General features: G+C 62.9%; 17 protein-coding genes and 1 pseudogene. 11 read left to right on the top strand and 7 right to left on the bottom strand.

Annotated features, from left to right (window positions below):
* The first annotated feature begins 280 nt into the window (after positions 1–280).
* The gene (locus tag PI93_RS03310; RefSeq protein ID WP_039368381.1) at positions 281–2,374 is read left to right on the top strand and encodes a TonB-dependent receptor family protein; all 2,094 of its coding nucleotides are present in this window, start codon (positions 281–283) and stop codon (positions 2,372–2,374) included.
* A gap of 108 nt (positions 2,375–2,482) precedes the next feature.
* Here PI93_RS03310 and PI93_RS03305 read toward each other — a convergent pair whose 3' ends face one another.
* Positions 2,483–3,055 (bottom strand): cytochrome b, encoded by a 573-nt coding sequence (locus PI93_RS03305; protein WP_039368307.1) that lies wholly within the window; start codon positions 3,053–3,055, stop codon positions 2,483–2,485.
* A 606-nt stretch (positions 3,056–3,661) separates the two neighbouring features.
* On the opposite strand from PI93_RS03305, the gene PI93_RS03300 reads away from it, so the two are divergent.
* Positions 3,662–4,495, top strand: a complete 834-nt coding sequence (locus PI93_RS03300) for an aldo/keto reductase (protein ID WP_039368304.1) — start codon at positions 3,662–3,664, stop codon at positions 4,493–4,495.
* Positions 4,496–4,580: 85 nt separating this feature from the next.
* Positions 4,581–5,849: an NAD(P)/FAD-dependent oxidoreductase gene (locus PI93_RS03295; RefSeq protein ID WP_039368302.1), complete on the top strand. Its 1,269-nt coding sequence runs from the start codon at positions 4,581–4,583 to the stop codon at positions 5,847–5,849.
* Positions 5,850–5,935: 86 nt separating this feature from the next.
* Here PI93_RS03295 and PI93_RS03290 read toward each other — a convergent pair.
* Positions 5,936–6,941 (bottom strand): annotated as a pseudogene (locus PI93_RS03290) (LLM class flavin-dependent oxidoreductase).
* A 157-nt stretch (positions 6,942–7,098) separates the two neighbouring features.
* Between PI93_RS03290 and PI93_RS03285 the strand changes: the two are divergent.
* From PI93_RS03285 to PI93_RS24695, 3 genes are all read left to right on the top strand, one after another.
* Positions 7,099–7,554 carry a winged helix-turn-helix transcriptional regulator gene (locus tag PI93_RS03285; protein WP_052240532.1) on the top strand — a complete coding sequence of 152 codons (456 nt, stop codon included), beginning with the start codon at positions 7,099–7,101 and terminating at the stop codon, positions 7,552–7,554.
* A 267-nt stretch (positions 7,555–7,821) separates the two neighbouring features.
* On the top strand, positions 7,822–8,838 hold the full coding sequence (locus PI93_RS24700; RefSeq protein WP_039368298.1) for a patatin-like phospholipase family protein: 1,017 nt from the start codon (positions 7,822–7,824) through the stop codon (positions 8,836–8,838).
* Positions 8,839–10,287 (top strand): GntP family permease, encoded by a 1,449-nt coding sequence (locus tag PI93_RS24695; RefSeq protein WP_039368296.1) that lies wholly within the window; start codon positions 8,839–8,841, stop codon positions 10,285–10,287.
* An 89-nt stretch (positions 10,288–10,376) separates the two neighbouring features.
* On the opposite strand, the gene PI93_RS03275 is transcribed toward PI93_RS24695, so the two are convergent.
* From PI93_RS03275 to PI93_RS03260, 4 genes are all read right to left on the bottom strand, one after another.
* Positions 10,377–11,360: a M14 family metallopeptidase gene (locus PI93_RS03275; RefSeq protein WP_039368293.1), complete on the bottom strand. Its 984-nt coding sequence runs from the start codon at positions 11,358–11,360 to the stop codon at positions 10,377–10,379.
* 111 nt (positions 11,361–11,471) lie between these two features.
* Positions 11,472–12,791: an MFS transporter gene (locus PI93_RS03270; protein ID WP_039368290.1), complete on the bottom strand. Its 1,320-nt coding sequence runs from the start codon at positions 12,789–12,791 to the stop codon at positions 11,472–11,474.
* A gap of 384 nt (positions 12,792–13,175) precedes the next feature.
* Entirely contained in the window at positions 13,176–14,255 is a 1,080-nt protein-coding gene (locus tag PI93_RS03265; RefSeq protein WP_144400202.1) for a hypothetical protein, read from the bottom strand.
* A gap of 360 nt (positions 14,256–14,615) precedes the next feature.
* Positions 14,616–15,587, bottom strand: coding sequence for an AraC family transcriptional regulator (locus PI93_RS03260; protein WP_052240531.1), 972 nt, complete (start codon positions 15,585–15,587; stop codon positions 14,616–14,618).
* A 94-nt stretch (positions 15,588–15,681) separates the two neighbouring features.
* Here PI93_RS03260 and PI93_RS03255 point away from each other — a divergent pair, with 94 nt between their 5' ends.
* The gene (locus PI93_RS03255; protein ID WP_039368278.1) at positions 15,682–16,515 is read left to right on the top strand and encodes an oxidoreductase; all 834 of its coding nucleotides are present in this window, start codon (positions 15,682–15,684) and stop codon (positions 16,513–16,515) included.
* 100 nt (positions 16,516–16,615) lie between these two features.
* Here PI93_RS03255 and PI93_RS03250 read toward each other — a convergent pair whose 3' ends face one another.
* A complete protein-coding gene (locus PI93_RS03250; RefSeq protein ID WP_039368376.1) occupies positions 16,616–17,779 on the bottom strand; it encodes an enolase C-terminal domain-like protein in 1,164 nt (387 codons plus the stop codon).
* Between the two features lie 248 nt (positions 17,780–18,027).
* On the opposite strand from PI93_RS03250, the gene PI93_RS03245 reads away from it, so the two are divergent.
* The 4 genes from PI93_RS03245 to PI93_RS03230 are packed head-to-tail and all read left to right on the top strand — an operon-like array spanning position 18,028 to position 21,240.
* Entirely contained in the window at positions 18,028–18,534 is a 507-nt protein-coding gene (locus PI93_RS03245; protein WP_052240530.1) for a Dabb family protein, read from the top strand.
* A gap of 27 nt (positions 18,535–18,561) precedes the next feature.
* On the top strand, positions 18,562–19,551 hold the full coding sequence (locus PI93_RS03240) for an ABC transporter substrate-binding protein (protein WP_052240529.1): 990 nt from the start codon (positions 18,562–18,564) through the stop codon (positions 19,549–19,551).
* Positions 19,548–20,465: an ABC transporter ATP-binding protein gene (locus PI93_RS03235; RefSeq protein ID WP_080759101.1), complete on the top strand. Its 918-nt coding sequence runs from the start codon at positions 19,548–19,550 to the stop codon at positions 20,463–20,465. Before PI93_RS03240 ends, PI93_RS03235 begins: the two co-directional genes overlap by 4 nt.
* Before the next feature lie 22 nt (positions 20,466–20,487).
* Positions 20,488–21,240 carry an ABC transporter permease gene (locus PI93_RS03230; protein WP_039368272.1) on the top strand — a complete coding sequence of 251 codons (753 nt, stop codon included), beginning with the start codon at positions 20,488–20,490 and terminating at the stop codon, positions 21,238–21,240.
* Positions 21,241–21,242: the final 2 nt, after the last annotated feature.

Below are 21,242 nucleotides of genomic sequence, written 5' to 3'. Positions count from 1 at the left end.
CCACGCGCGGGTTAATGTCATTCCCGTCTGTGGCGGGCGTGTGCGGCAAACGTTCGGCACATCACGATCATCAGGCGGCCGCAATGCGGTCGCGAGAGAGAGACTCATGTCACGTCCCATGACACAGAAGCCGTTGAAAACGGCCATCGCGCTTGCCCTCGCCTCGCTGGGCAGCACGGCACACGCACTCACCAACGATCCGGCGGCCACCGGCCTGAGCGTTGCAATCGACGCAACGCATGCGGCCACGCACACCGGCAACCACCCTGACGCCCACGCGATGTCGTCCGCGCGGAGCGCGCAGCCCGCGACGCTTGCCCCTGCGATGTCGCTGGCACAGGTGGCAGTTCCCTCCGCCGCGCCCGCGCCGGACGTTCCGACTGCCTCGCTGCCGCTGACCACCGTGACCGCCCCCGCGGAGTCGCTCACCTCGCCGAGCGTAGCCGAGCAAAAGGCCAACCTGTTCCAGACGGCAGGTGCCGTGAGCTTCGTTGACGCCGATTCGTACCAGAACACCTACGCCTTCAACTTGCGGGACATCCTCAAGGACACCCCCGGCGTCTACGTGCAGAACCGCTACGGCCAGGAACTGCGTGTGTCGATTCGCGGCTCCGGCATCGCACGCGGCTATCACGTTCGCGGACTCGATATTCTTCAGGACGGCATTCCGACCAATTCGGCCGATGGCAGCGGCGACTACTACCAGATCGACCCCATGGGCCTGCGCTCCACCGAGGTCTACAAAGGCGGTAACGGCCTCACCTACGGAACGACGACACTTGGGGGCGCGCTGAACTTCGTTACCCCGACCGCCTATACGGCCGACGCGCCCAATCAGTTTCGCCTCGAGGGTGGCAGCTTCGGCACCGTGCGCGCCAGCGGCCAGATGTCTCGCATCTTCGGCCCGCTGGACGCACTCGCGACCGTCACGCTGAACCGCTCGGACGGCTATCGCGACCACGACAAGGGCAACTACGCGCAGATCAACGCCAATATTGGCTATAAGTTCTCGCCGAACGTTGAAACCCGCTTCTTCTTCGGTGCGTATATCGTCGACCAGAAGTTGCCCGGCACGCTCTCGCTGTACGACGCGCTCAACAATCCGACGAAAGCGGCCGCATCGGCCGTCTCGGGGGATCAGGCGCGCAACACCCGCACCGAGCGGCTCGGCAACCTGACGACAATTCGCTTCGCCACCGGCCAGCTCGACATTGCGTCGTGGGTCATTCACAAGAGCCTGTATCACCCGATCTTTCAGGTCATCGATCAGGACGGCTGGACCTACGGCGTCGCACCGCGCTACACGGCCAACCTGACGCTCGCGGGCATGCGCAACGATCTCATCGTCGGCGCACGCTTCTTCGGCGGAAATACGAAGGCCGACCAGTACGTCAACGTGAACGGCAATCGCGGCGCACAAACGCTCGACTCCCGTCAGAGCGCATACAACTACGAGGCGTACTTCGAAAACCGCCTGTTCTTCCTGCCGACGCTCGGCCTGATGGTGGGTGCGAAGGCCTACCGCGACGTGCGCCAATACATCGACTACGGTGGCCTGCCGGGCGATCCCAACTATCGTTCGACGAGCGCCGCCTATTCGGGCGTCAATCCGAAGATCGGGCTGTTGTGGGAGCCTCGCAAGGACGTGCAAGCCTTCATCGATATCACCCGCAGCGCCGATGTGCCGGACTTCACCGATCTGTCGCAGACGTTCGGCACCACTTCGCGCTTCGTTCCGCTGGCATCGCAACACGCCTGGACGATCGAAGCCGGCACGCGCGGCAAACTCGACCGTGTGGCGTGGGACGTGACGGCCTATCGTTCGCTGGTACGCGACCAACTGCTGCAGTACACGACGTCGCCCGACATCCCGGCCTCAACCTTCAACGCGAACAAGACTGTGCTGCAAGGTCTGGAAGTCGGCGCTGCGGTGGATCTGTTCAGGAACGTGGTGGCCACCGGCGATCGCGTCACGCTGTCGCAAATCTGGAACTACAGCGATTTCCGTTTCCGCGACGATCCGCAGTACGGAAACAATCGCATCGCCGGCGTGCCGACTAACGTATTGCGCACGACGCTCGGCTATGCGCTGTCTAACCGCTTCCAGATCTCCGCGTCGCTCGACTGGGTGCCGACCGGCGCGTGGGTCGACTACGCCAACACGATGCGCGTGCCTGGCTACACGTTGCTCGGCGTACAGGCGTCGTACCTGATCCAGCGCGGTGTCACGTTCTATGTCGACGCTCGCAACCTGACCGACAAACGCTACGTCACCGACTTCAGCACGGTGACCGACGCCCGCACAGCCAACACTGCCGTGTTCTATCCGGGCGACGGCAGAAGCGTGTTCGCGGGCGTGCGTTTTGCGTTCTGACGCTTAACAGACTGGTAACGAACTGGCTGTGCGGGGCGGGTGCGGCGCATGAAGCGGCGTCGTCCCCGCCCCGGCGGTACGTCATACAGGTACGACGGCCGCCGGCGCTCAGAGCATGCGACGCAGCGTGTCGTCGCGACGGAAGTAGTGATGCCACAGCGCGGCCAGTGCATGAAGGCCGATCACCCAATAGAACGCGCTACCCAGTGTTTCGTGAATCTCCTTGATCGACCGTCGCACGTCATCGTCCTTCGCGATGAGTTGCGGCAGCGCGATATCCAACCCCGGGATCGTGAGCCCATGTCCCCCCGCATTGAGCGTGAGATACCCCAGTACCGGCTGTGCAAACAGGAACAGGTATAGCAACAGATGCACCGCAGCCGAGAGTGCCCGCACCAGCCAGCCCTGACCGGGTAACGGCCCCGGCGCGCCCTTGATCAATCGCCAGAGCAGACGCGGCACCGCCAGTACCAGCACCATGACACCGGCCCACTCGTGAATCGTCATGGATAACGCGCGCGGCGCGCTGCCTTTCGGCAGATACCCCTTCGTGATGACCGCCGCATAGGCGATCACAATGAGCAACGCAATCGCCCAGTGAAAGAAGATAGCGGGCGGCGCATAGCGTGCGTTCGACGAAAGCGGCGAGCCGCGCGAGCGAAACTTGATCGCGTTATCCATCTCTGGGATTCCTCTTCTGTTTGCAGGTCCCCCATTATGGCGTCCCACCTGTTACGCGAAAAGGTCACAAATCGTCACAGTTGTTACTTCAAGTTTCCTCCTTGCATTCGGATTCCTCCTCCCCACGGACGGCGTTGCTATGCCGACAATACGTCTCGGGCAAGCACGAATGTCTACGGATTTTCCACCGATATCCGATGCGCGCCCGCAGGATGAACCTCCTTGGCCGACCGTCGCATGGTCGGCCTTTAAGCCCCGCTCGCGGGGCTTCTTTTTTGGGCGCGTCCCAAACACCTCTCTTGCTACCGATCTTCACAGGTCCGATGCACACGGCCGGAGCCATCACCGAGCCGTCTCGCTGCGGAGCAACATTCGCCATGTGCATCGGTGAAATCAGCTTATCGCGGCAGTGCCGCCAGGGGTCTGTGAACTATCCGAGAGAATCGGTGCACGAATGCAATAGCGGGGATATCCGAGCCGTGCCTAGGACGAATCCGGGTCAAAAGATAGGACGACACCGCGAAGTGTTGCGTGTACCCCTCACAGTGCTGGTCATGGCTCGACCTGCGGGCCGATAATGGTTACCAAAATCATGGAGGACAGACGATGCGAGACATCTCATTTCCCGGAGGCGAAACCGTACCCGTGCTTGGTCAGGGCACGTGGATGATGGGTGAGAAGGCGGCGCGGCGACGCGAGGAAATCGAAGCGTTACGGCTCGGTGTCTCGCTGGGCATGACGCTCGTCGATACGGCCGAAATGTATGGCGAGGGCGCGACCGAGCGTCTCGTTGGCGAAGCCCTCGACGGGCTACGCGACGAAGTATTTCTCGTGAGCAAGGTCTACCCGCACAACGCCTCGCAGCGCGGCGTCATTGCCGCTTGCGAGCGCAGTCTTGAGCGCCTGCGCACCGACCGTCTCGATCTATACCTGCTGCACTGGCGTGGCGACGTGCCGCTCGAAGAAACGATTGCCGGGTTCGAAGCCTTGCGTCAGGCAGGCAAGATCCGACATTGGGGCGTCAGCAACTTCGATGTGGACGACATGGAGGAATTGTTCGACGCCCGTGGTGGCAATGCGTGTGCGACGAATCAGGTGCTGTACAACCTGTCGCGGCGTGGCCCCGACTTCGACCTCAAGCCGTGGCTTGCCGAGCGTGGCATGCCGATGATGGCGTATTCGCCCATCGAACAGGGACGACTGGCGACAAAGGCGGGGCTGGACGACATCGCTCGGGCGCATCACGTCGAGCCGCTGCAGATCGCACTCGCCTGGGTATTGCACCGACCGGGCGTCATCGCGATTCCCAAAGCGAGCACGGCAGACCATGTGCGCGCCAATCGCGCCGCGCACGACATCGTTCTGAGCCCCGAGGAACTCGCCTTGCTTGACCATCATTTCGAGGCCCCCTCGCGCAAACGTCCCCTGGAGATGATCTGACAGCGCTCATGAATGTTGAAGGCGCCTGGTGACACGCACACAACGAAGTACACTAGGCGCTTTCGTGCTTTTGCAGGACGGCTTCATGAACGAATCACGTCCCGTCGTCGTTATCGGGGGCGGTTTGGTCGGCGTATGTACCGCCGCGTATCTTCAACGCGCAGGCCATTCGGTCGTCATCGTCGACCGGCAGTCGGCGCGTCAGGCAGCATCGCTCGGCAATGCGGGCTGCATCAACGGCTCGTCGGTTGTGCCGATCGCGATGCCCGGCGTGCTGTGGCAAGTCCCCGGCTGGCTGATGCAACCGGATGGCCCGCTGGTGCTGCGGTGGCGCTATCTCCCCCGCATGGTGCCGTGGCTCATGCGCTTCGTCGCGGCGAGCCAGCCCGCTCGCGTGGCCGCTCAGGCTCGCGCACTGCGCGCGCTGCTCGGCCCCGCGCTCGACGCCTATCAACCCCTGCTCGACGATGCGAACGCCAACGATCTGGTCACGCGTCGCGGCTATCTCATCGCTTACTCCAGCCAGAGCGGCATGGCGGGGGACGAAGGGGGCATGTCGCTTCGCCGCGATAACGGCGTGCACATCGAGTCACTCGATGCGGCTGCGCTTCGTGAGTTCGAGCCGACGCTATCGCACGACTTCGTCGGCGCGCGATACATCAGCGAGACGGGACACACGCTGGATCCGGGCGCACTCCTCGCGCGCCTGAGCGCGCAGGTGGTCGCACGGGGTGGCCGCGTGGTCGATGCTGCCGCCACGGCCATCGAGACCAACGGCGCACAGGCCGTCGCCGTACACACCGACAAGGGACGCGAAGCCGCAAGCGCCGTGGTGGTTGCGGCGGGCGCGTGGTCCGCGCCGTTCGTGCGTCAGTTGGGCGACCGGATCGTCTTCGATACCGAGCGCGGCTATCACGTGGAAATTCCTGCACCGGACGAAATGCCATCACGCCCTGTCATGTGGGCCGAAGGCAAGCTGTTCGCCACGCCGATGAACGGCCGCCTTCGCGGCGCAGGCACGGTCGAACTCGCAGGGCTGCAAGCGCCACCGAACTGGCGACGTGCCGATCTCCTGCTGGGGCAGTTGCACAAAATGTTTCCGCGAGCGGTGAAAGGCACGAAGCCGACGCTATCGGTCGACGGTGCGCGCTGGCAGGGCTTCCGCCCGAGCACGCCCGACTCATTGCCGGTGCTTGGCGCCGCCTCGAAGGTGCCGAACGCGTTCTATGCCTTTGGCCACGGTCACGTGGGTCTGACAGCGGCGGCGTCGACAGGCCGCACGATTGCCGGGCTGGTAACGGGCGAGCGGCCTGCCATCGACCTGTCGCCGTTCTCTATCGGGCGCTTTCGCTAACGCAAATGGGGGCGAGCGGGAAGCACGTGCGACGCATGTGCCGTCCGCTCCCTATTCCCCCACTTACCAGCGCGACGCGCGGATCGTCAGGACTTGCAGACCGATGCAACGATGTCGCATGAACGCAGTCGCAACGCGGGGTCGTACACGTCGGTCACCAGCATCAACTCATCGGCCTGCGTGCGCTCAACCAGATCGGACAGCCCCGCTTTCACGCGCTCCGGGCCGCCCACTACGGACACACCGAGGAACGCTTCCACCGAATGCTGCTCGGCCGGGTCCCAACGCGCATCCATATCGTCCACCGGCGGTTGCAGCTTCAGGCTCTGCCCGCGCATGAGGGCCAGAATCTTCTGTTGCGCCGACGTCGCGAGAAATGCCGCTTCCTCATCCGTCGGTGCCGCGACAACGGGCACGCCCACCATCACGTAGGGCTTATCCAATACCGCCGACGGGCGGAAGAGCTCGCGGTAAAGCCTTAGCGCGTCAAACAGGAAGCGCGGCGCGAAGTGCGACGCAAACGCATACGGCAGCCCCAGATGTGCCGCGAGTTGCGCCGAAAACAGCGACGAACCCAGCAACCACACGGGAATATCGCTGCCCGCACCAGGCGTCGCGACTAACCGTTGCCCCGGCTGCGCCGGCGCGAGCAACGCACGCAATTCGGCAACTTGTTCGGGGAAGTCGTCGCCATTCGACAGGCAGGCGGTCGCGACGCAGCGCGCGCATCGTCGCCTGATCGGCGCCCGGAGCACGTCCCAACCCCAGATCGATGCGCCCCGGATACAGCGCAGCCAGAGTACCGAAGTTTTCCGCCACGACCAGCGGCGGATGGTTCGGCAGCATGACGCCGCCCGATCCCACACGAATGCGCGACGTCTTGTCCGCAATATGGCCGATCAGCAATGCGGTCGCCGAACTCGCGATACCGTCCATATTGTGATGCTCGGCCAGCCAGAAACGCTGGAATCCCAGTCGCTCGACGTGCTGAGCAAGCTCCGTGGACTGTTTCAGGGCTTCGGCCACCGTGCCGCCGGCGCGTATCGGCACCAGATCCAGCATCGAGAGGGCCGTCTTCGACAAACTGCTCATGGGGTTCTCCATTGTCCTGCGCGCGCCCGAATCCGGCATTTTCTGGCCTGATGGCCACTCACACCAGATGACGCGCACTACCGCCACAAAGTATAGTGAGGAAGGGCCGAAATCCCCAGTAGGCACTCTTTAGTTGAATAGTCACCATTTGGTTACCATGAACAAACGCGAACCATTCGTTTTTGAAGAAACCTGCGTGCCGCGTCGCGTGCTGGAACTCTTCAGCGTGAAGTGGACGAGCATGGTGCTGTACGCGTTGCAGTGCGGCACCACGCGCACCGGGGAGTTGCAACGCCGCCTGCCGGGTATCTCCAAGAAGATGCTCACCCAGACATTGCGCGAACTCGAGCGCGATGGCCTGATCCATCGGGAGGTCTATGCCGTGGTGCCACCCAAGGTGGAATATTCACTCACGCCGTTGGGCGAATTGTTCATCGAGCCTATCGAGATGCTGTACCGCTGGGGCAATCAACATGCCGACGTACTCGCCCAATTGAGCCTTCGCCGCGGCAAACCGACGCAGGCAGATGAGGTGGACGATACCGACGACGCTGCGGATACCGCACACGCCCTCGCCGCCACAAGCACCAGCCACACACCACACACCGCCTGAACCCGCACCCGCGCCAGCAAGAACAGCGGACCCACGGACGCTCGGCCACGAGGTTGCCGATTTCTTGTTTATCTGAGACAGTGGTTATGTTGCAGCGCAATCTGCGTACTCGTTGCAACCGTACTCTCGTTACGACCCCCGCGGCCAGCGCCTGTCGGTGCAGTGCCGCATCGCCGAGGGATCATGCCACGTGTTCTACGAGCCAGTCCCGCCACGCGAACCTCGCCTGGCGCACGAGCCACCTCCCGAGCGTCGTCCACGCGCACCATGCCTGTCGATCTCGCGCTGCAGGGTGGTGGGGCGCACGGCGCCTTCACCTGGGGTGTGCTGGACCGTTTGCTTGAAGCGGTCTCGCACGGCGCACCGTTCCATATCGAAGGCATCTCCGGCACGTCGGCCGGGGCCATGAATGCCGCCGTGCTCGCGACCGGCTACGTTCGTGGCGGTCCCGACGCCGCGCGCGGTGCGCTGGAGCAGTTTTGGCGCGACGTGTCCCACGCCGGGCGGTTCAGCCCGCTACGCCGTACCCCGCTCGACATCGTGCTCGGGCGCTGGTCGCTCGACAATTCGCCGTTCTTCATGTTTTTCGATCTGGCCGCGCGCGTCGTGTCGCCCTACGATCTCACGCCGCTCGAATTCAATCCTCTTCGACGGCTGTTGGCCGATCACATCGATTTCGACGGTATCGCCGCCAGCCCGATCCAGTTGTTCATCACCGCGACGAACGTTCGCACCGGGCGCGGCCGCGTCTTCCGCAATGTCGAGATGACGCCCGAGGTCTTGCTCGCCTCGGCCTGCCTGCCCACCTTGTACCGCGCGGTAGAAATCGATGGCGAGCCTTACTGGGACGGCGGCTATGCGGGCAATCCCACGATTACACCGCTCATACGCGAGACGGCGTCGTGCGACACGATTCTCGTGCAGGTCAATCCGGTCGAGCGCCACGACGTGCCCCGTTCCGCGCGCGAGATTCTCAACCGCGTCAACGAAGTCTCGTTCAACGCCACGCTGCTCAAGGAACTGCGCATGATCGCGGTACTGCGTCAGGTCGTGGATGCCGGTAGCGACGAAGGCAAACGCTGGGCGCAAATGCGCATGCACCGCATCGCGAGCGACATGATGACCACGCTCGGCTACTCGTCCAAGCTCTCGGCGGAATGGGATTTTCTGGTGATGTTGCGCGACGAGGGACGCCGCTGCGCCGACGCCTTCCTGCAACAGCACGGCGCCGACCTAGGTCATCGTGCTTCCCTCGATCTGGACGCTTTGACGGAGACCCTCTGAATGGAGCTTGCCGGCATTCTGATCGGTCTGGCGCTGCTTGTCTGGCTGGCCTATCGCGGCTGGACCGTACTGCTGCTGGCCCCCGCCGCAGCCATGCTCGCCGCGGCCCTCTCGGGCGAACCCGTCCTCGCACACTGGACGCAGACATTCATGCAGAACGCCGCGCGCTTCGTCGCGCAGTTCTTCCCGCTGTTTCTGCTCGGTGCCCTGTTCGGCAAGCTGATGGAGGACAGCGGTGCGGTGCGTGCGATTGCCGCGTTCCTCACGGACAAACTCGGTGCGCGCCGGGCCATGTTCGCCGTCGTGCTTGGCGGTGCCCTGGTCACGTATGGAGGCGTGAGCCTCTTCGTCGCGTTCTTTGTCCTCGCCCCGATGGCGCACGCGCTCTTTCGCGAAGCCAACATTCCCGTGCGATTGATGCCCGCCGCGATTGCGCTGGGCACGTCGACGTTCACGATGTCGGCCATGCCGGGCACACCAGCCATCCAGAACGCCATTCCCATGCCGTTCTTCGGCACCACGCCGTTCGCCGCACCGGGGCTGGGGTTGATGGCCTCAGCGATCATGCTCGCGATTGGCCTGTGGTGGTTATCGTGGCGCGAAGCGCAGGCTCGTCGTGCAGGTCATGGCTACGCCGAAACGGAGGTGTGGGACAAACCCGCCGATCCCACCGTCGTGCGCGAGCGCGCGAGCGTGGCGCGCGAATTCGATCCGGCGGAAATCGAGCAAGGACATCGCAGCGACACCCTGCCCGGCATCCTCACTGCCGCGCTGCCGTTGCTTGTCGTCATCGGCGGCAACTTCGTGATGAACGTGATCGTCTTCCCACGTCTCGATGCGAGCTTTCTCTCCGAGCCTCGATGGGGTGGCATCACATTGCAGAGCGTGGCCGGGGTATGGGGCGTGTGCGTGGCCCTCGCCAGCGCCATCGTCGTGCTGGTGGCCTTGCAATGGCGACGTCTGCCCGCGTTGCGAAAGACGATGGACGCCGGTGCCAACGCCTCCGTCCTGCCCATCATGTGTACCGCGAGTCTGGTCGGGTACGGCGGCGTGATTGCCGCATTGCCTGGCTTCGAGCTGGTTCGCGACTGGGTACTGTCCATCGACGGCGGCCCACTCGTGTCCCTGGCCCTGTCAGCCAACCTGCTCGCCGCGATCACCGGGTCCGCCTCGGGTGGCTTGACGATTGCGCTCGACGCACTCGGCCCGGCGTATGTGAGCCTCGCAGCGCAACACGGGATCGATCCGGCGCTCATGCATCGGGTCGCCGTGATCGCGTCGGGCACGCTCGACAGCTTGCCGCACAACGGCGCGGTCGTCACGCTACTGGCCGTTTGCGGCAGCACGCATCGCGAGAGCTATCTCGACATCGTCATGACGAGCATCGTGAGCGCGCTGATTGCCCTCGTGGCCGTGATCGTCGTCGGCTCGCTGGTCGGCACGTTCTGACTGTCACGACGAACCCAGCGCACAAAAAAAGGCCGGCGATCCGCCGGCCCATTCCTTGCCTCAGTCACATCGACGCGCTCGCTGCGTCATCAGCGATCGAGCAAACGTCCCAGACGCATCATCGTGACATTCACGCCGAGATGGCGCATCGACGGCTGCACGATCACGCAGTTGTCATAGGGCGTCACGATGATCTCGTCGCCATCGCGAGCAATCTCGGTGCCGGCCTTCTCGATCACTTCCAGCCCGGTGAACGGCTGCGAGAAACAGAAATCCATCGAGCGCGCCACCACGGGCTGCGTGATCTCCACGAACTTCTGACGCGCAGGCAACGTTTGAGTGAGGAACGGTGCCACATCGGCTTCGGCCACGACACCGGCGTGCAGCAGGAAGCGCGCGGCGGTATCGAGCGCGACGTCGCGTGCGCTCTTGGCGAAGTGCTGACCGGTCTCGATGAGCAAGGCGTTCTTCGGGCTGGCGGCGTCGCCGAAGCCGCCGTAGTCGCGCATACGCGTACCGTTCGCATGGCCCTTGTCGATAATGACGTGCTCCGGCGTGCCGAGTTCGGCGGCCAGCGCAATCGCTTTCTCGAGCGGCCCGGTCATCATCAGCGGCGCGGAAGCTTCGTGCATCGAGTGGATGTCGAGCAGCAGATCGACCGTGTCGATGAACGGACGCATGGCGCGAGCCCGCGCGAGTTCACGGCTCTGCCGTTCTCCGTCGAGCGTCGAGGCGGTCCACACGCGGTTCATGTCTTCGTCGAGGAAACGGGTCGCATCGGCGTTCTCGGCGCTGAACTGCTCGTAGGCACCGATATTGCCGAAGCCCAGCGACAGACGCCCCGTTGTGGGACGCACACCGGACGCGAGCAGCGCGTCGACGGCGATGGCGCCACTGACTTCATTGCCGTGCGTGAGCGCGAGAATCATGACGTGCTTGCCGGGCTTGCCGCTATCGAACGAGTGCAGAAAGTCGATGCCGGTATTGCCTTCGCGCCAGCGGTGGATGTCGGGAAACGAGACTTCGATGGGGTACGCCGGCAGGGCGGCGCGGATCGCTTCAAGCGTGGTCATGGAAATGCTCCGCAGGGGATGCCGAAAAAGATGACGACGTCGCTGTAGGGGACAGCGGACGTCGTCGTTACGGCGAAAATCAGTTCATCGGTTGACGGATGAGGGGCTTCATCAGGCCTTCGAAGCACGGGGCGAACCGTGCGTCATACCGGCGATCTTGCCGGCGCGCACCCGGCGGCCCAGCGTGATCACGGCGGTAATACTCAGCACGGCGGTCGCCATCACGTAGAAGCTCGGGGCGAGCTTGTTCTGGGTCGCATCGATCAGCCAGGTCACGATCAGCGGCGCGAACCCGCCGAACACCGTCACCGAGAAGTTGTAAGACAGTGCCAGCCCGGTGCCGCGGGTGCTCGTCGGGAAGATGTCCGCCAGCAGGGCAGGCAGCGGCGCGAGGCTGACGGCAATGAGCAGCCCCACGAGCGCTTGCACCATGAGCAGCGTCTGGAAGGTCGGGTAGCGGTTGAGCAGCACGAACAGCGGGTACGTGGTCACGCCCACGAGAATCAGCGCCCAGAGCATCACGCGGATACGGCCGAACTTGTCCGAGAGGTGGCCGACGACGGGGGCGGCGATCATCAGCATCACGCCCGTCACGACGGCACCGATGAACGACGACGTCGCCGGAATATGCAGTTGCTTGACTGCATACGTCGGCATGTACAGCTTATGGACGTAGTTGAATGCCGTAGCGGCGGCAACCACGCCGGCGCCGAGCAGCATATTGGCGCGATCGCGGCCGAAGACTTCGCGCAGCGGCGACTTCTCGCGCTGCTTCTCGCCGAGCTTCTTGAAGTCGGCGGTCTCATCGATGTTGCGGCGGATATACAGACCGACCGGGCCGATGAGCAGGCCTACGGCAAAGGCGATACGCCAGCCCCATGCGCTCAGTTGATCGGCGGTGAGCAGCATGCTCAGCAGCGCGGAAACCCCGGCGGCGAGCACCGTGGCAAGGCCCTGCGTGGACATCTGCCAACTGGCGAAGAAGCCACGGCGCTTGGCATCGGCGTGCTCGACCATGAAAGCCGTGGCGGCACCGAACTCACCGCCCGTCGAGAAACCTTGCAACATGCGCGCGACGATGATGATCAGCGGCGAGAAGATACCGATCTGGGCGTAGGTCGGCGCGAACGCGATCATTGCCGTGCCGAGCATCATCAGCGCGATGGACACCGTGAGCGACGCCTTGCGGCCCGCACGATCGGCATAGCTGCCAAGGACGATCGAGCCGAGCGGGCGGGTCACAAACGAAATACCGAAGGTGCCGACCGAGAGCAGCAGTGACGTGGTCGCGTCGTGCGACGGGAAGAACAACTGCCCGATCACGATGGCGAAGTAGCCATAGATCAGCAGATCGTAGAACTCGAGTGCGTTGCCGATACTCGCGGCGCAGATCTCGCGCCACGGGTTGTGGGGTTTGGCGTTACTGGTCATGCCCTGCTCCTCTGGATCACGCTGGCGTTGGTGATAAATGTGTGGCGGCCACGCAATACACGCTCAAAGCGCGCAGGGGCCACCGGCCAGTCTCAGGAAGCGGAGTGTAGGCGGCAGAAAACCGGGCTTCGTGCCGATTCGGCACGCAAAGGTGCTGTTTGGGGGGAGCCTTGCATGGGAATTGATGCAAAACAATGAGCGCCGTAACGGAGCGGGGGAGCGGGGCTGCATTGCGGCGCATCAATCTTCATAGCGTACCGTTATGGACAAACTGCGGCGCAACCTTAGAACAGCCCCCCAAAAGTTGGATGCAAATCCAACCTTTGAGGTATTTTTTGATGCACTTGGATTTCTTGGACGGGGTCTGAAGTGAGAATCTGGCGTTCATAAATCCCATTCGTCCCATGGCCGAAGATCTGGTGGCTCTGAGCCGAAGCTAATCTGCGAGCCCGTGTAGACGCCAGGCTTTTCTCCAACTGTATCGGCAAATGTATTGGTTACAGACCAAAGCTTTCTAAAGTCGGGACCATATTTTGGCGTGTTTGAGATGAGATTTGTCCAGTAGTTCACCATCTCTTCGGATAATGGATTACCGGCGCAGTAGAACACGCACTTGTCACCCGTGTCCCGTAGTTCATATGGGATTTCAGTTAGCAGATTGTTCTCTGCATGGAGATATCTCATCTCGCTTGGCACAAACGGCAGTTTTGTTAAAACGTTGTCGTAAACAAGTACCACAACAATTTCCCGGGGAAACACTGGCAACTCTTTTAATTTGTTGCGTCCAACGTTCATGTAGCAAAGGCTTTCCGGTAGATCTGGCAAACTTGTCAAGCCAAGGTTCGACGCGGTTAACGCATCGTAAAGGTCAGACGACAGTGTTTGAAGAAGCTGCCTCGCGACAATGGCGCGCCCATTGGCCTCGTTGTCGGGCCCCAATTTTGCCCAAGCCATCACATGGTTCTGATAAAGCAGGTCGGAAACGGCTTCGTGCGTCATGGCTGTGAAGCCTCGGGGAGTGTCCCTTGCCATCCCGTGCAGGACATAGTCCACATCGACTTTAATTTTGCTTTGTTCGCGGATTTCCCCAAGTACATCGCGTGCGAAGGCGATCGTGGCGGCGCTAGGCTCATCACGTCCCGCCCCCTGCCCACAATTGCGCACGATTTCGTTGGCTAGCTCCTGTGTAGTCTCCGTTGGGACCTCCTCTCGGCCGTACACATCTTTGAGATACCGCTGCAGTTCGTTAATCGTCCACGCTTTCTCGTCTTTGGTCATGGGAGGTGCGCGATCCAGCCACAACATCGCGCCGAGAAGATGGGCTGACAGGCGCTCATAGGAGCCATCGTCTCGCGTAGCGCAATTGAACGGCGGCACATGCCACGCCTGTACATAAGTGCCCGACGGTCCGTTGACGGACTCGGATTCGCGGTCAGATGGTGGTTGGGCATTGGCGTAATTCACTGGGCGTATTGCCGACGAGGCGCTGATTCTGTCCACAGGGAGATAAATCCGAAACAAGGGCTGGGATCTTGCTTACCGAACGAGGCGACCGTCTGAGCAACGGACGTCAAATCGCGACGCCGTTTCCGTCATGAGGTGTCCCCGCAAATAGATCCATCCTGGACCGAAATTTTCGGCGAAGCTTGCAAAATCTGCGCATTTTTGACGCGCATCCGGTGGATAGGCAAACAGTCAACCGAGTGTTGCCTGTGGTTCGCGCTGGAAATCTAGCGCGTGGGTGGATGACTCCCACTCGTCGCATGAGCCGCATCTGGAACTTCGGTAGTGGTCTGAGAGGCCGCCATTACCGGTGATCCAACGTCAATGCGACGCGACGTAAATGGCATCGGCAAATGCCGTGGGCATGGCAAAACTTTCGCGCATGCGCTTCGCCTCCGCCGCGGGGGTCGAGCCAAACAGGCGCTTGAACTCTCGACTGAATTGCGACGCGCTTGTATACCCCACAGCGTGGCAGGCGGCCTCGGCGCTCAGCCCCTGACGCACCATCAGCAATCGCGCCTGATGCAGACGCGTCGACTTCACGTACTGCATGGGCGACACCTGCGTGATCGTCTTGAAATGACTGTGAAAGCTCGGCACGCTCATGCCGGCTTCTTCGGCGAGTTGCGTCACGTCCAACGACTGCGCGTAGGCGGAATGGATCAGTCGCAGCGAACGGCCGATTTTGCCGAACTGCCCCCGCATCGCCAGCGCCTCTCGCATCGCTCCCCCCTGAGCACCGGTCAGCACACGGAAATACAGTTCCCGCAGCAGGCCCGGCCCCAATACGGCAGCCTCGAGCGGTCGCGACATCGCTTCGAGAAAACGCGACACCGACATTTGCATCGCATCGTCCATCGGCGTCGACATCAGGCTCTGTGGCGCCGCCACACGATCCGACACGCCCTCCCGATCGATTTGCGCGGCCAACTCCGCAGCCATGGCGAAATCGAGGTGCAGGTACAGCGCGAGCAGCGGGCGCTCGGGCGTGGCATCGGTTTCCATGCTGAACGGCACAGGGACCGAGACGGCGAGATAGTGCTGCTCGTCGTACAGATAGAGTTGGTCGCCGAAGTACCCCCGCTTGCGGCCCTGACAAACGATCACGATGCCGGGGTCGTAAAGCACAGGGGTACGCGACAGCGCACGGTCGGAGCGCAAGATGCGAACGCTCGGCAACGCCGTCAGGTTGTAACCCTCGTGTGGCGCCAGTGCACGCAACAAGGCGACCGTGCGGACTTGCGCCAGCGATGCCTCGCTCGGTGACAACGCTTGCGCAGCCTGTTTTCTCATAGTTTTAGGCAATAAAATTAGCGATATCCGGCTTAATTATGCCAAGTTGGAAGACTAGTATGCACTCTCGATACGACAACTGAGAGAGGCAAACATGGCATCCAGCAAGATCCTGCTCATCACCGGCGTCAGCAGCGGCTTCGGGCGCGCACTCGCGCAAGAGGCGCTTGCCGCAGGCCATCAGGTCGTGGGCACGGTGAGAACCGCGCAGGCAAAACGCGATTTCGAGGCACTGTCGGAGACGGCCGCTTTCGGACGCGTGCTCGACGTCACCGACTTCGACGCCATCGACGCCGTCGTGTCCGATATCGAGGCGCACGTCGGCCCTGTCGATGTCCTGGTCAACAACGCGGGGTATGGACATGAAGGCATTCTGGAAGAGTCGCCGCTGTCGGAAATGCGCCGGCAGTTCGACGTGAACGTCTTCGGTGCCGTCGCCATGATGAAAGCGGTCTTGCCCTTCATGCGCGGGCGCCGACGCGGCCACATCCTGAACATCACGTCGATGGGAGGTCACGTCACCATGCCGGGCATTGCCTACTACTGCGGAAGTAAATTTGCGCTCGAAGGGATTTCGGAAAGCGTTGGCAAAGAGGTCGGGCCTTTGGGGATCGCCGTGACCGCCGTGGCGCCGGGGTCGTTCCGCACGGACTGGGCCGGACGGTCGATGGCACGCACGCCGCGCTCGATCCCCGACTACGACGCCATTTTCGATCCTGTTCGCTCCGCGCGGGAGCAGAAACACGGCAAGCAATTGGGCGATCCGATGAAAGCGGCACGGGCCATGCTCGCGGTGATCGCGTCGGATCATCCACCAGCGCATCTCCTGCTTGGCAGCGATGCGCTCGGACTCGTGCGTGAAAAATGGGCGGCAATGGACGAAGCGTTGCGCACGTGGGAGTCGCTCACCGTGTCAACGGACGGCTGACACGTCGACGCTCCATATCGGTGCCGGGACGAGGTCGTCCCAGCCTCTTGCGGCGCGCGAAAGGTCATTGGCACGCCGCATATCCTGGCGGCTGCGGGCCTCAATGAAGCGCCTGCAACGCCTGCCAGATGGCCGGAACCGTCTCGAACCCGATGCCCGGCGACTGCGGCACGTCGATCTGTCCCGCGGCCACACGCATGCCGTCGGCCAGTCCGGCGAACGGCGCGAAGGCGAATGGCGTGAGCTCTGCACCGCCCAACCCCAACGCCGCACAAAGATGCAAGGAAAACAGATGCCCGCCGTGCGGCCAGAATGCGTCGCGCGACCATCCGGCGGCCGTCATGGTCTCGACGATCCGAAGATAGCCCGGTACGCCGTAGCAGTGCACGGGATCGAAAACGAGCACATCGCGCCCTGGCGTCAATCCGCCATAGTTCGCGAGCAGGTTTGCCTCGGCCTGCGAAAACAGCGCCTCACCTGCGGCAATGGGGCCGCCATATGCCGACGCGATTGCTGCCTGCGTGGCAAAGTCGAGCGGATCGCAGATGTCCTCGAACCAATGTAGCGCGTAGCCCTTCAGTGCCCGGGCAACGTTCAGTCCCGTCGCGAGATCGAACCGGTTCATCGCGTCCACGGCCAGATGGCTCGCGCTTGCCAGTCCGCGCGCTGCCGCATCGATGCGACGCAGATCCTGATCCAGCGCATCGCTGCCAATCTTGATCTTGACGTAAGTAAAACCGAGATCGACCGCTCGCCGTATTTCGTCGGACAGTCTCGCCAGATCATCGTGCGGATACGGATAGCCACCGCCGGCATACACCGCCACGCGCGGCGCCACGCCCACCTCACGTCCCAGCTTGTCGGCAAGGAAGCGGTACAACGGCAAGTCCGCCATTTTCGCGGCGGCGTCCCAGATCGCCATGTCCAACGCGCCGACGGCCACACATCGTTCGCCATGACCGCCTGGCTTCTCGCCAGTCATCATCAGGCGCCACGCACGAAATGGGTCCAGCGTGACGCCATTCTCGTCGTCAAGGTCGCGATCGCCGGCCGCCAGCAGACGTGGCGCAAACCGCTCCCGAATCAGCCCTCCCTGAGCAAAGCGCCCAATGGACGCATAACCGTAGCCGATCACGGGCTTGCCTTCGCGCATGACGTCGGTCGTCACGGCGACCAGACTGGTCGTCAGGCCGCCCGACGCCACGGCGGGATCCTGATAGCGGGAAACGGGGATGGTGTGCTCGCGAATCTCGGTAATGCGCATGAGTGGCCTCGCAATGTCGGCATAGACGAACGTGTCGCCAATACTAGCGACGAACGCACGGATCTGCAGACCGCGCACGCACACCGACGAGAGAATCCGAAATGCCTCATCATGTGAGCATCGAAACGACGGCGCGAACCGTCACCGCGACGTCCCGACAAACGACGCCGGCGATGCCCCTTCCACAACCCCTCAAGGGAATCGCACCCGATCGCGGGTGCCCCTCGTCTCACGAATGGAGCTCGACGATGACCGCCACACCGCTCGCGGCAAACCTGCCAGCCGAGACACTCGCCCCTCCGGTCGAATACACTTCGCCACTGGCGGAGGCGCGCCTCGCGCACCGCTGTGCGCAAATTGGCGAGCGCGCTTTCACGGCGAGAGACTATCGCGCCGTCCCGTTAAGGCACATTGTGTTGCTGCGTTTTGCAAACGACGTGCCAATCGCCACGCGTGAGCATATGATTGAGCGCTTTGTGCGCCTGAAGGACGACTGCCTGCGCGAGGGACAACCGTATATTCGCAGCCTCGAGCACGGCCGGCAGGAAAGCGGAGAAGGCAACGGGCTCGGATTCGAACATGTGTTCCTCATGACGTTCGATTCCGAAGGGGATCGCAACTTCTATGTCGGCGAGCCCATCGTGCACGACGCCACGTGTTTCGACCCCGTCCATCACGCGTTCAAAGCGGCGATTGGCCCGACACTTGCGCCTCAGGGTGCACTCGTTTTCGACTTTTTTCCCGGCGCGCGGTGATGCGCCGGCTTGTCTGACCCGGAGTAGATGATGAATAGGCTGTCCCAACTCGCTTACTGGTTCGCACTGGCGGGCGCCCTTGTTCTGTCGACGGCACGCGTCGCGCGCGCCGAAGAGATTTCCGTCACCCAATGGGGCAGCAGTCTGTACGGACTGCCTTACGCCGTGGCGATGGACAAGGGCTTGTTCAAGAAGGCGGGCGTCGACATCACGGGCATCCTCAGCTCGGGCGGCGGCGGCACGACCGTGCGCAACATTCTGGCGAGCAAGACACCCTACGGTGAAGTCGCGGTGTCCGCCGCGCTGGCCGCCGCGCGTCAGGGTCTGGACATCGTGATCGTGAACGTGGGCACGCGCAGCGTTGCCGAGGCGTCGATGGTGACGATGCCCGGCAGCAACGTGCACACGCTCGACGATCTCGTCGGCAAGAAGGTCGCCATCACCGCGCCAAAGAGTGTGTCGGAAATGCTCTTCCTGATGGTCTTGCGCGAGAAGGGAATCGACGCCTCGAAGGTCACGCGCCTTGCATCCGGCGGTTACGTCAACGGCATGACGATGCTCGAACAGGGCGCAGTCGCCGGTGCCGTCGCGATCGAACCGCTGTCGATTCTCCGCAAGTCTCAATATCGCACGCTCTATCGCGCAGGCGACGTGCTCAAACCGATGACCACATCGGTCGGCATTACCACGCGCGCGTTCGCCCAGTCGCACCCCGACACCTTGCGCGCCATCATCGCCGGACGCCGTGCCGGCGTTGACGCCACCTATGCGGATCCGGCCGGCGCGGCGAAGCTGCTCGCGGCACAGTTCAAGCTGTCACCCGACGTCGCCAAGGAGGCGGTCGACAACATGGTGCGCTCGCACATGTGGAGCCCGGGACAGTTCGACCGCGCCGAACTGGATCGCGTCGCGAGCGGCCTTAAGCTCATCGGCGAGATCAGGGAAGACGTCGACTGGGCAAAGCTGATCGACTCGCGCTTCCTGCCGGCAGACCTCCGCACCAAGGGTCAGCGATGACCTCGCATTGCCCGAGTCCGCATTTGCATCTGGTCGACGGCACCGAGACGCCGCCGGCCTGTCAGACGCCGCATGTCGTGCTGAGCGGCGTGACCAAGGACTTCGACACGCCGGACGAGAAGACCGCCAGAAAGACACGGCTGCATGCTCTCGGCCCGGTCGACCTGACATTGCGCAAGGGTGAGTTCTTCTCCGTGGTCGGACCCTCCGGCTGCGGCAAGTCGACGCTGCTGGAACTGATCGCGGGACTCGCCGCACCGAGCACGGGAACCGTGACCTTTGAAGCGCAACCGGTCACCGGGGTGCCCGACGGGGTCGGCGTCGTCTTTCAGGAAGACGCGTCGTTTCCATGGCTGACCGTGCGCGAGAACATCGGCTTTGGCCTTCGCATGGCGGGGCTGGACGGCGCCGAAGTCACGCGTCGCGTCGCTTACGCCCTCGGCTTCATGGGGCTGCGCGATTTCGCGAATGCGTATCCGGCGCAACTCTCGGGCGGCATGCGTCAGCGCATGTGTATCGCGCGCACGCTGGTCATCGAGCCCCGTCTGATCCTGCTCGACGAACCGTTCGGTGCGCTCGACCAGCAAACCCGCATGCTGATGGGCGACGAGTTGCTGCGACTCTGGCGAGAGACGTCCGCGACCGTGCTGCTGATCACTCATGCGCTCGACGAGGCGGCCGTCCTGTCGGATCGCGTGGGCGTGATGTCATCCCGTCCGGGGCGCTTCATCGACATTCTCGACACGGGCTGGGGGCGTGAGCGCAGTGCTCAGAGCGTGACGACACCGCGCTTCGGCGAGATCACGGCGCATCTGTGGGACACCTTGCGCGCCGAGTCACTCAAGGCCATGCAGGCGGAGGAGCGGCCCGGCGACGGTGGCAAGGTGCGGCCTCCGCGTGTTCGCGGCCGCTGATCGGGCGAGGAAACACGTTGTGATGATCCGCATCGCGCCTGCTATTCGTCTGGGCATTGTCGCCGGCCTCGTGCTGCTTATCGAGGGACTGTGCCGGACAGGTACCATTCCCGTCTCGGTCATGATTCCCCCGAGTGCAATGGCCATTCATGCCATCGAGATCCTGCGTGACGGACGATTCACGCACGATCTCGCCACGAGCTTCGCCAGCATTGCCACCGCTGCGGTGTGCGCCGTGGGATTGGGTTTTGCCGCCGGACTTGCCATACATGCCATGCCGGGCGTGCGCCGTGCGCTGGAGCCGCTTATCGCCAGCTACTACGCGGTACCGACCTTCGCGTTCTATCCCGTTTTCATCGTGCTGTTCGGCGTCGGGCCGCTGCCCATCATTGTCATTGCCACACTGCTCGCGATTGTCTCCATGATCACCGCGACCATGACCGGACTCGACCGTATTCCTCGCGCATTCTCGAAGACCGCGCGGGTAATGCGACTCGGTCGATGGCAAACCATGTGGCACATCAAGCTTCCGGCGGCCCTGCCGCATCTGTTCGGTGGAGTACGACTCGCGGTGTCGCACGCATTCATCGGGGTCATTGCATCGGAGTTCATCCTGTCGGGCTCGGGGATCGGTTATGCCATCAGCTATGCGTATAACAATTTCGAGAACGCCGACATGTATGCCCTGATGCTTCTCGTGCTGGTCACGGTCACGCTGGTCAATGGCGTGCTGAACCACGTCGATGCGCGCGTTCAGGCGCGCAATCGTCGCTGACC

Origin of the sequence: Pandoraea fibrosis (genome assembly GCF_000807775.2) — a bacterium.
Taxonomy (GTDB): Bacteria; Pseudomonadota; Gammaproteobacteria; order Burkholderiales; family Burkholderiaceae; genus Pandoraea; species Pandoraea fibrosis.
This window is presented reverse-complemented; position numbering and strand designations above follow the sequence as displayed.

Coding starts and splice junctions, on each gene's coding strand:
- PI93_RS24695 (WP_039368296.1), top strand. CDS start 8,839: ATGGAGCTTGCCGGCATTCTGATCGGTCTGGCGCTGCTTGTCTGGCTG.
- PI93_RS24700 (WP_039368298.1), top strand. CDS start 7,822: ATGCCTGTCGATCTCGCGCTGCAGGGTGGTGGGGCGCACGGCGCCTTC.
- PI93_RS03270 (WP_039368290.1), bottom strand. CDS start 12,791: ATGACCAGTAACGCCAAACCCCACAACCCGTGGCGCGAGATCTGCGCC.
- PI93_RS03245 (WP_052240530.1), top strand. CDS start 18,028: ATGACCGCCACACCGCTCGCGGCAAACCTGCCAGCCGAGACACTCGCC.
- PI93_RS03275 (WP_039368293.1), bottom strand. CDS start 11,360: ATGACCACGCTTGAAGCGATCCGCGCCGCCCTGCCGGCGTACCCCATC.
- PI93_RS03300 (WP_039368304.1), top strand. CDS start 3,662: ATGCGAGACATCTCATTTCCCGGAGGCGAAACCGTACCCGTGCTTGGT.
- PI93_RS03310 (WP_039368381.1), top strand. CDS start 281: ATGTCGTCCGCGCGGAGCGCGCAGCCCGCGACGCTTGCCCCTGCGATG.
- PI93_RS03285 (WP_052240532.1), top strand. CDS start 7,099: ATGAACAAACGCGAACCATTCGTTTTTGAAGAAACCTGCGTGCCGCGT.
- PI93_RS03260 (WP_052240531.1), bottom strand. CDS start 15,587: ATGAGAAAACAGGCTGCGCAAGCGTTGTCACCGAGCGAGGCATCGCTG.
- PI93_RS03295 (WP_039368302.1), top strand. CDS start 4,581: ATGAACGAATCACGTCCCGTCGTCGTTATCGGGGGCGGTTTGGTCGGC.
- PI93_RS03255 (WP_039368278.1), top strand. CDS start 15,682: ATGGCATCCAGCAAGATCCTGCTCATCACCGGCGTCAGCAGCGGCTTC.
- PI93_RS03235 (WP_080759101.1), top strand. CDS start 19,548: ATGACCTCGCATTGCCCGAGTCCGCATTTGCATCTGGTCGACGGCACC.
- PI93_RS03250 (WP_039368376.1), bottom strand. CDS start 17,779: ATGCGCATTACCGAGATTCGCGAGCACACCATCCCCGTTTCCCGCTAT.
- PI93_RS03305 (WP_039368307.1), bottom strand. CDS start 3,055: ATGGATAACGCGATCAAGTTTCGCTCGCGCGGCTCGCCGCTTTCGTCG.
- PI93_RS03240 (WP_052240529.1), top strand. CDS start 18,562: ATGATGAATAGGCTGTCCCAACTCGCTTACTGGTTCGCACTGGCGGGC.
- PI93_RS03230 (WP_039368272.1), top strand. CDS start 20,488: ATGATCCGCATCGCGCCTGCTATTCGTCTGGGCATTGTCGCCGGCCTC.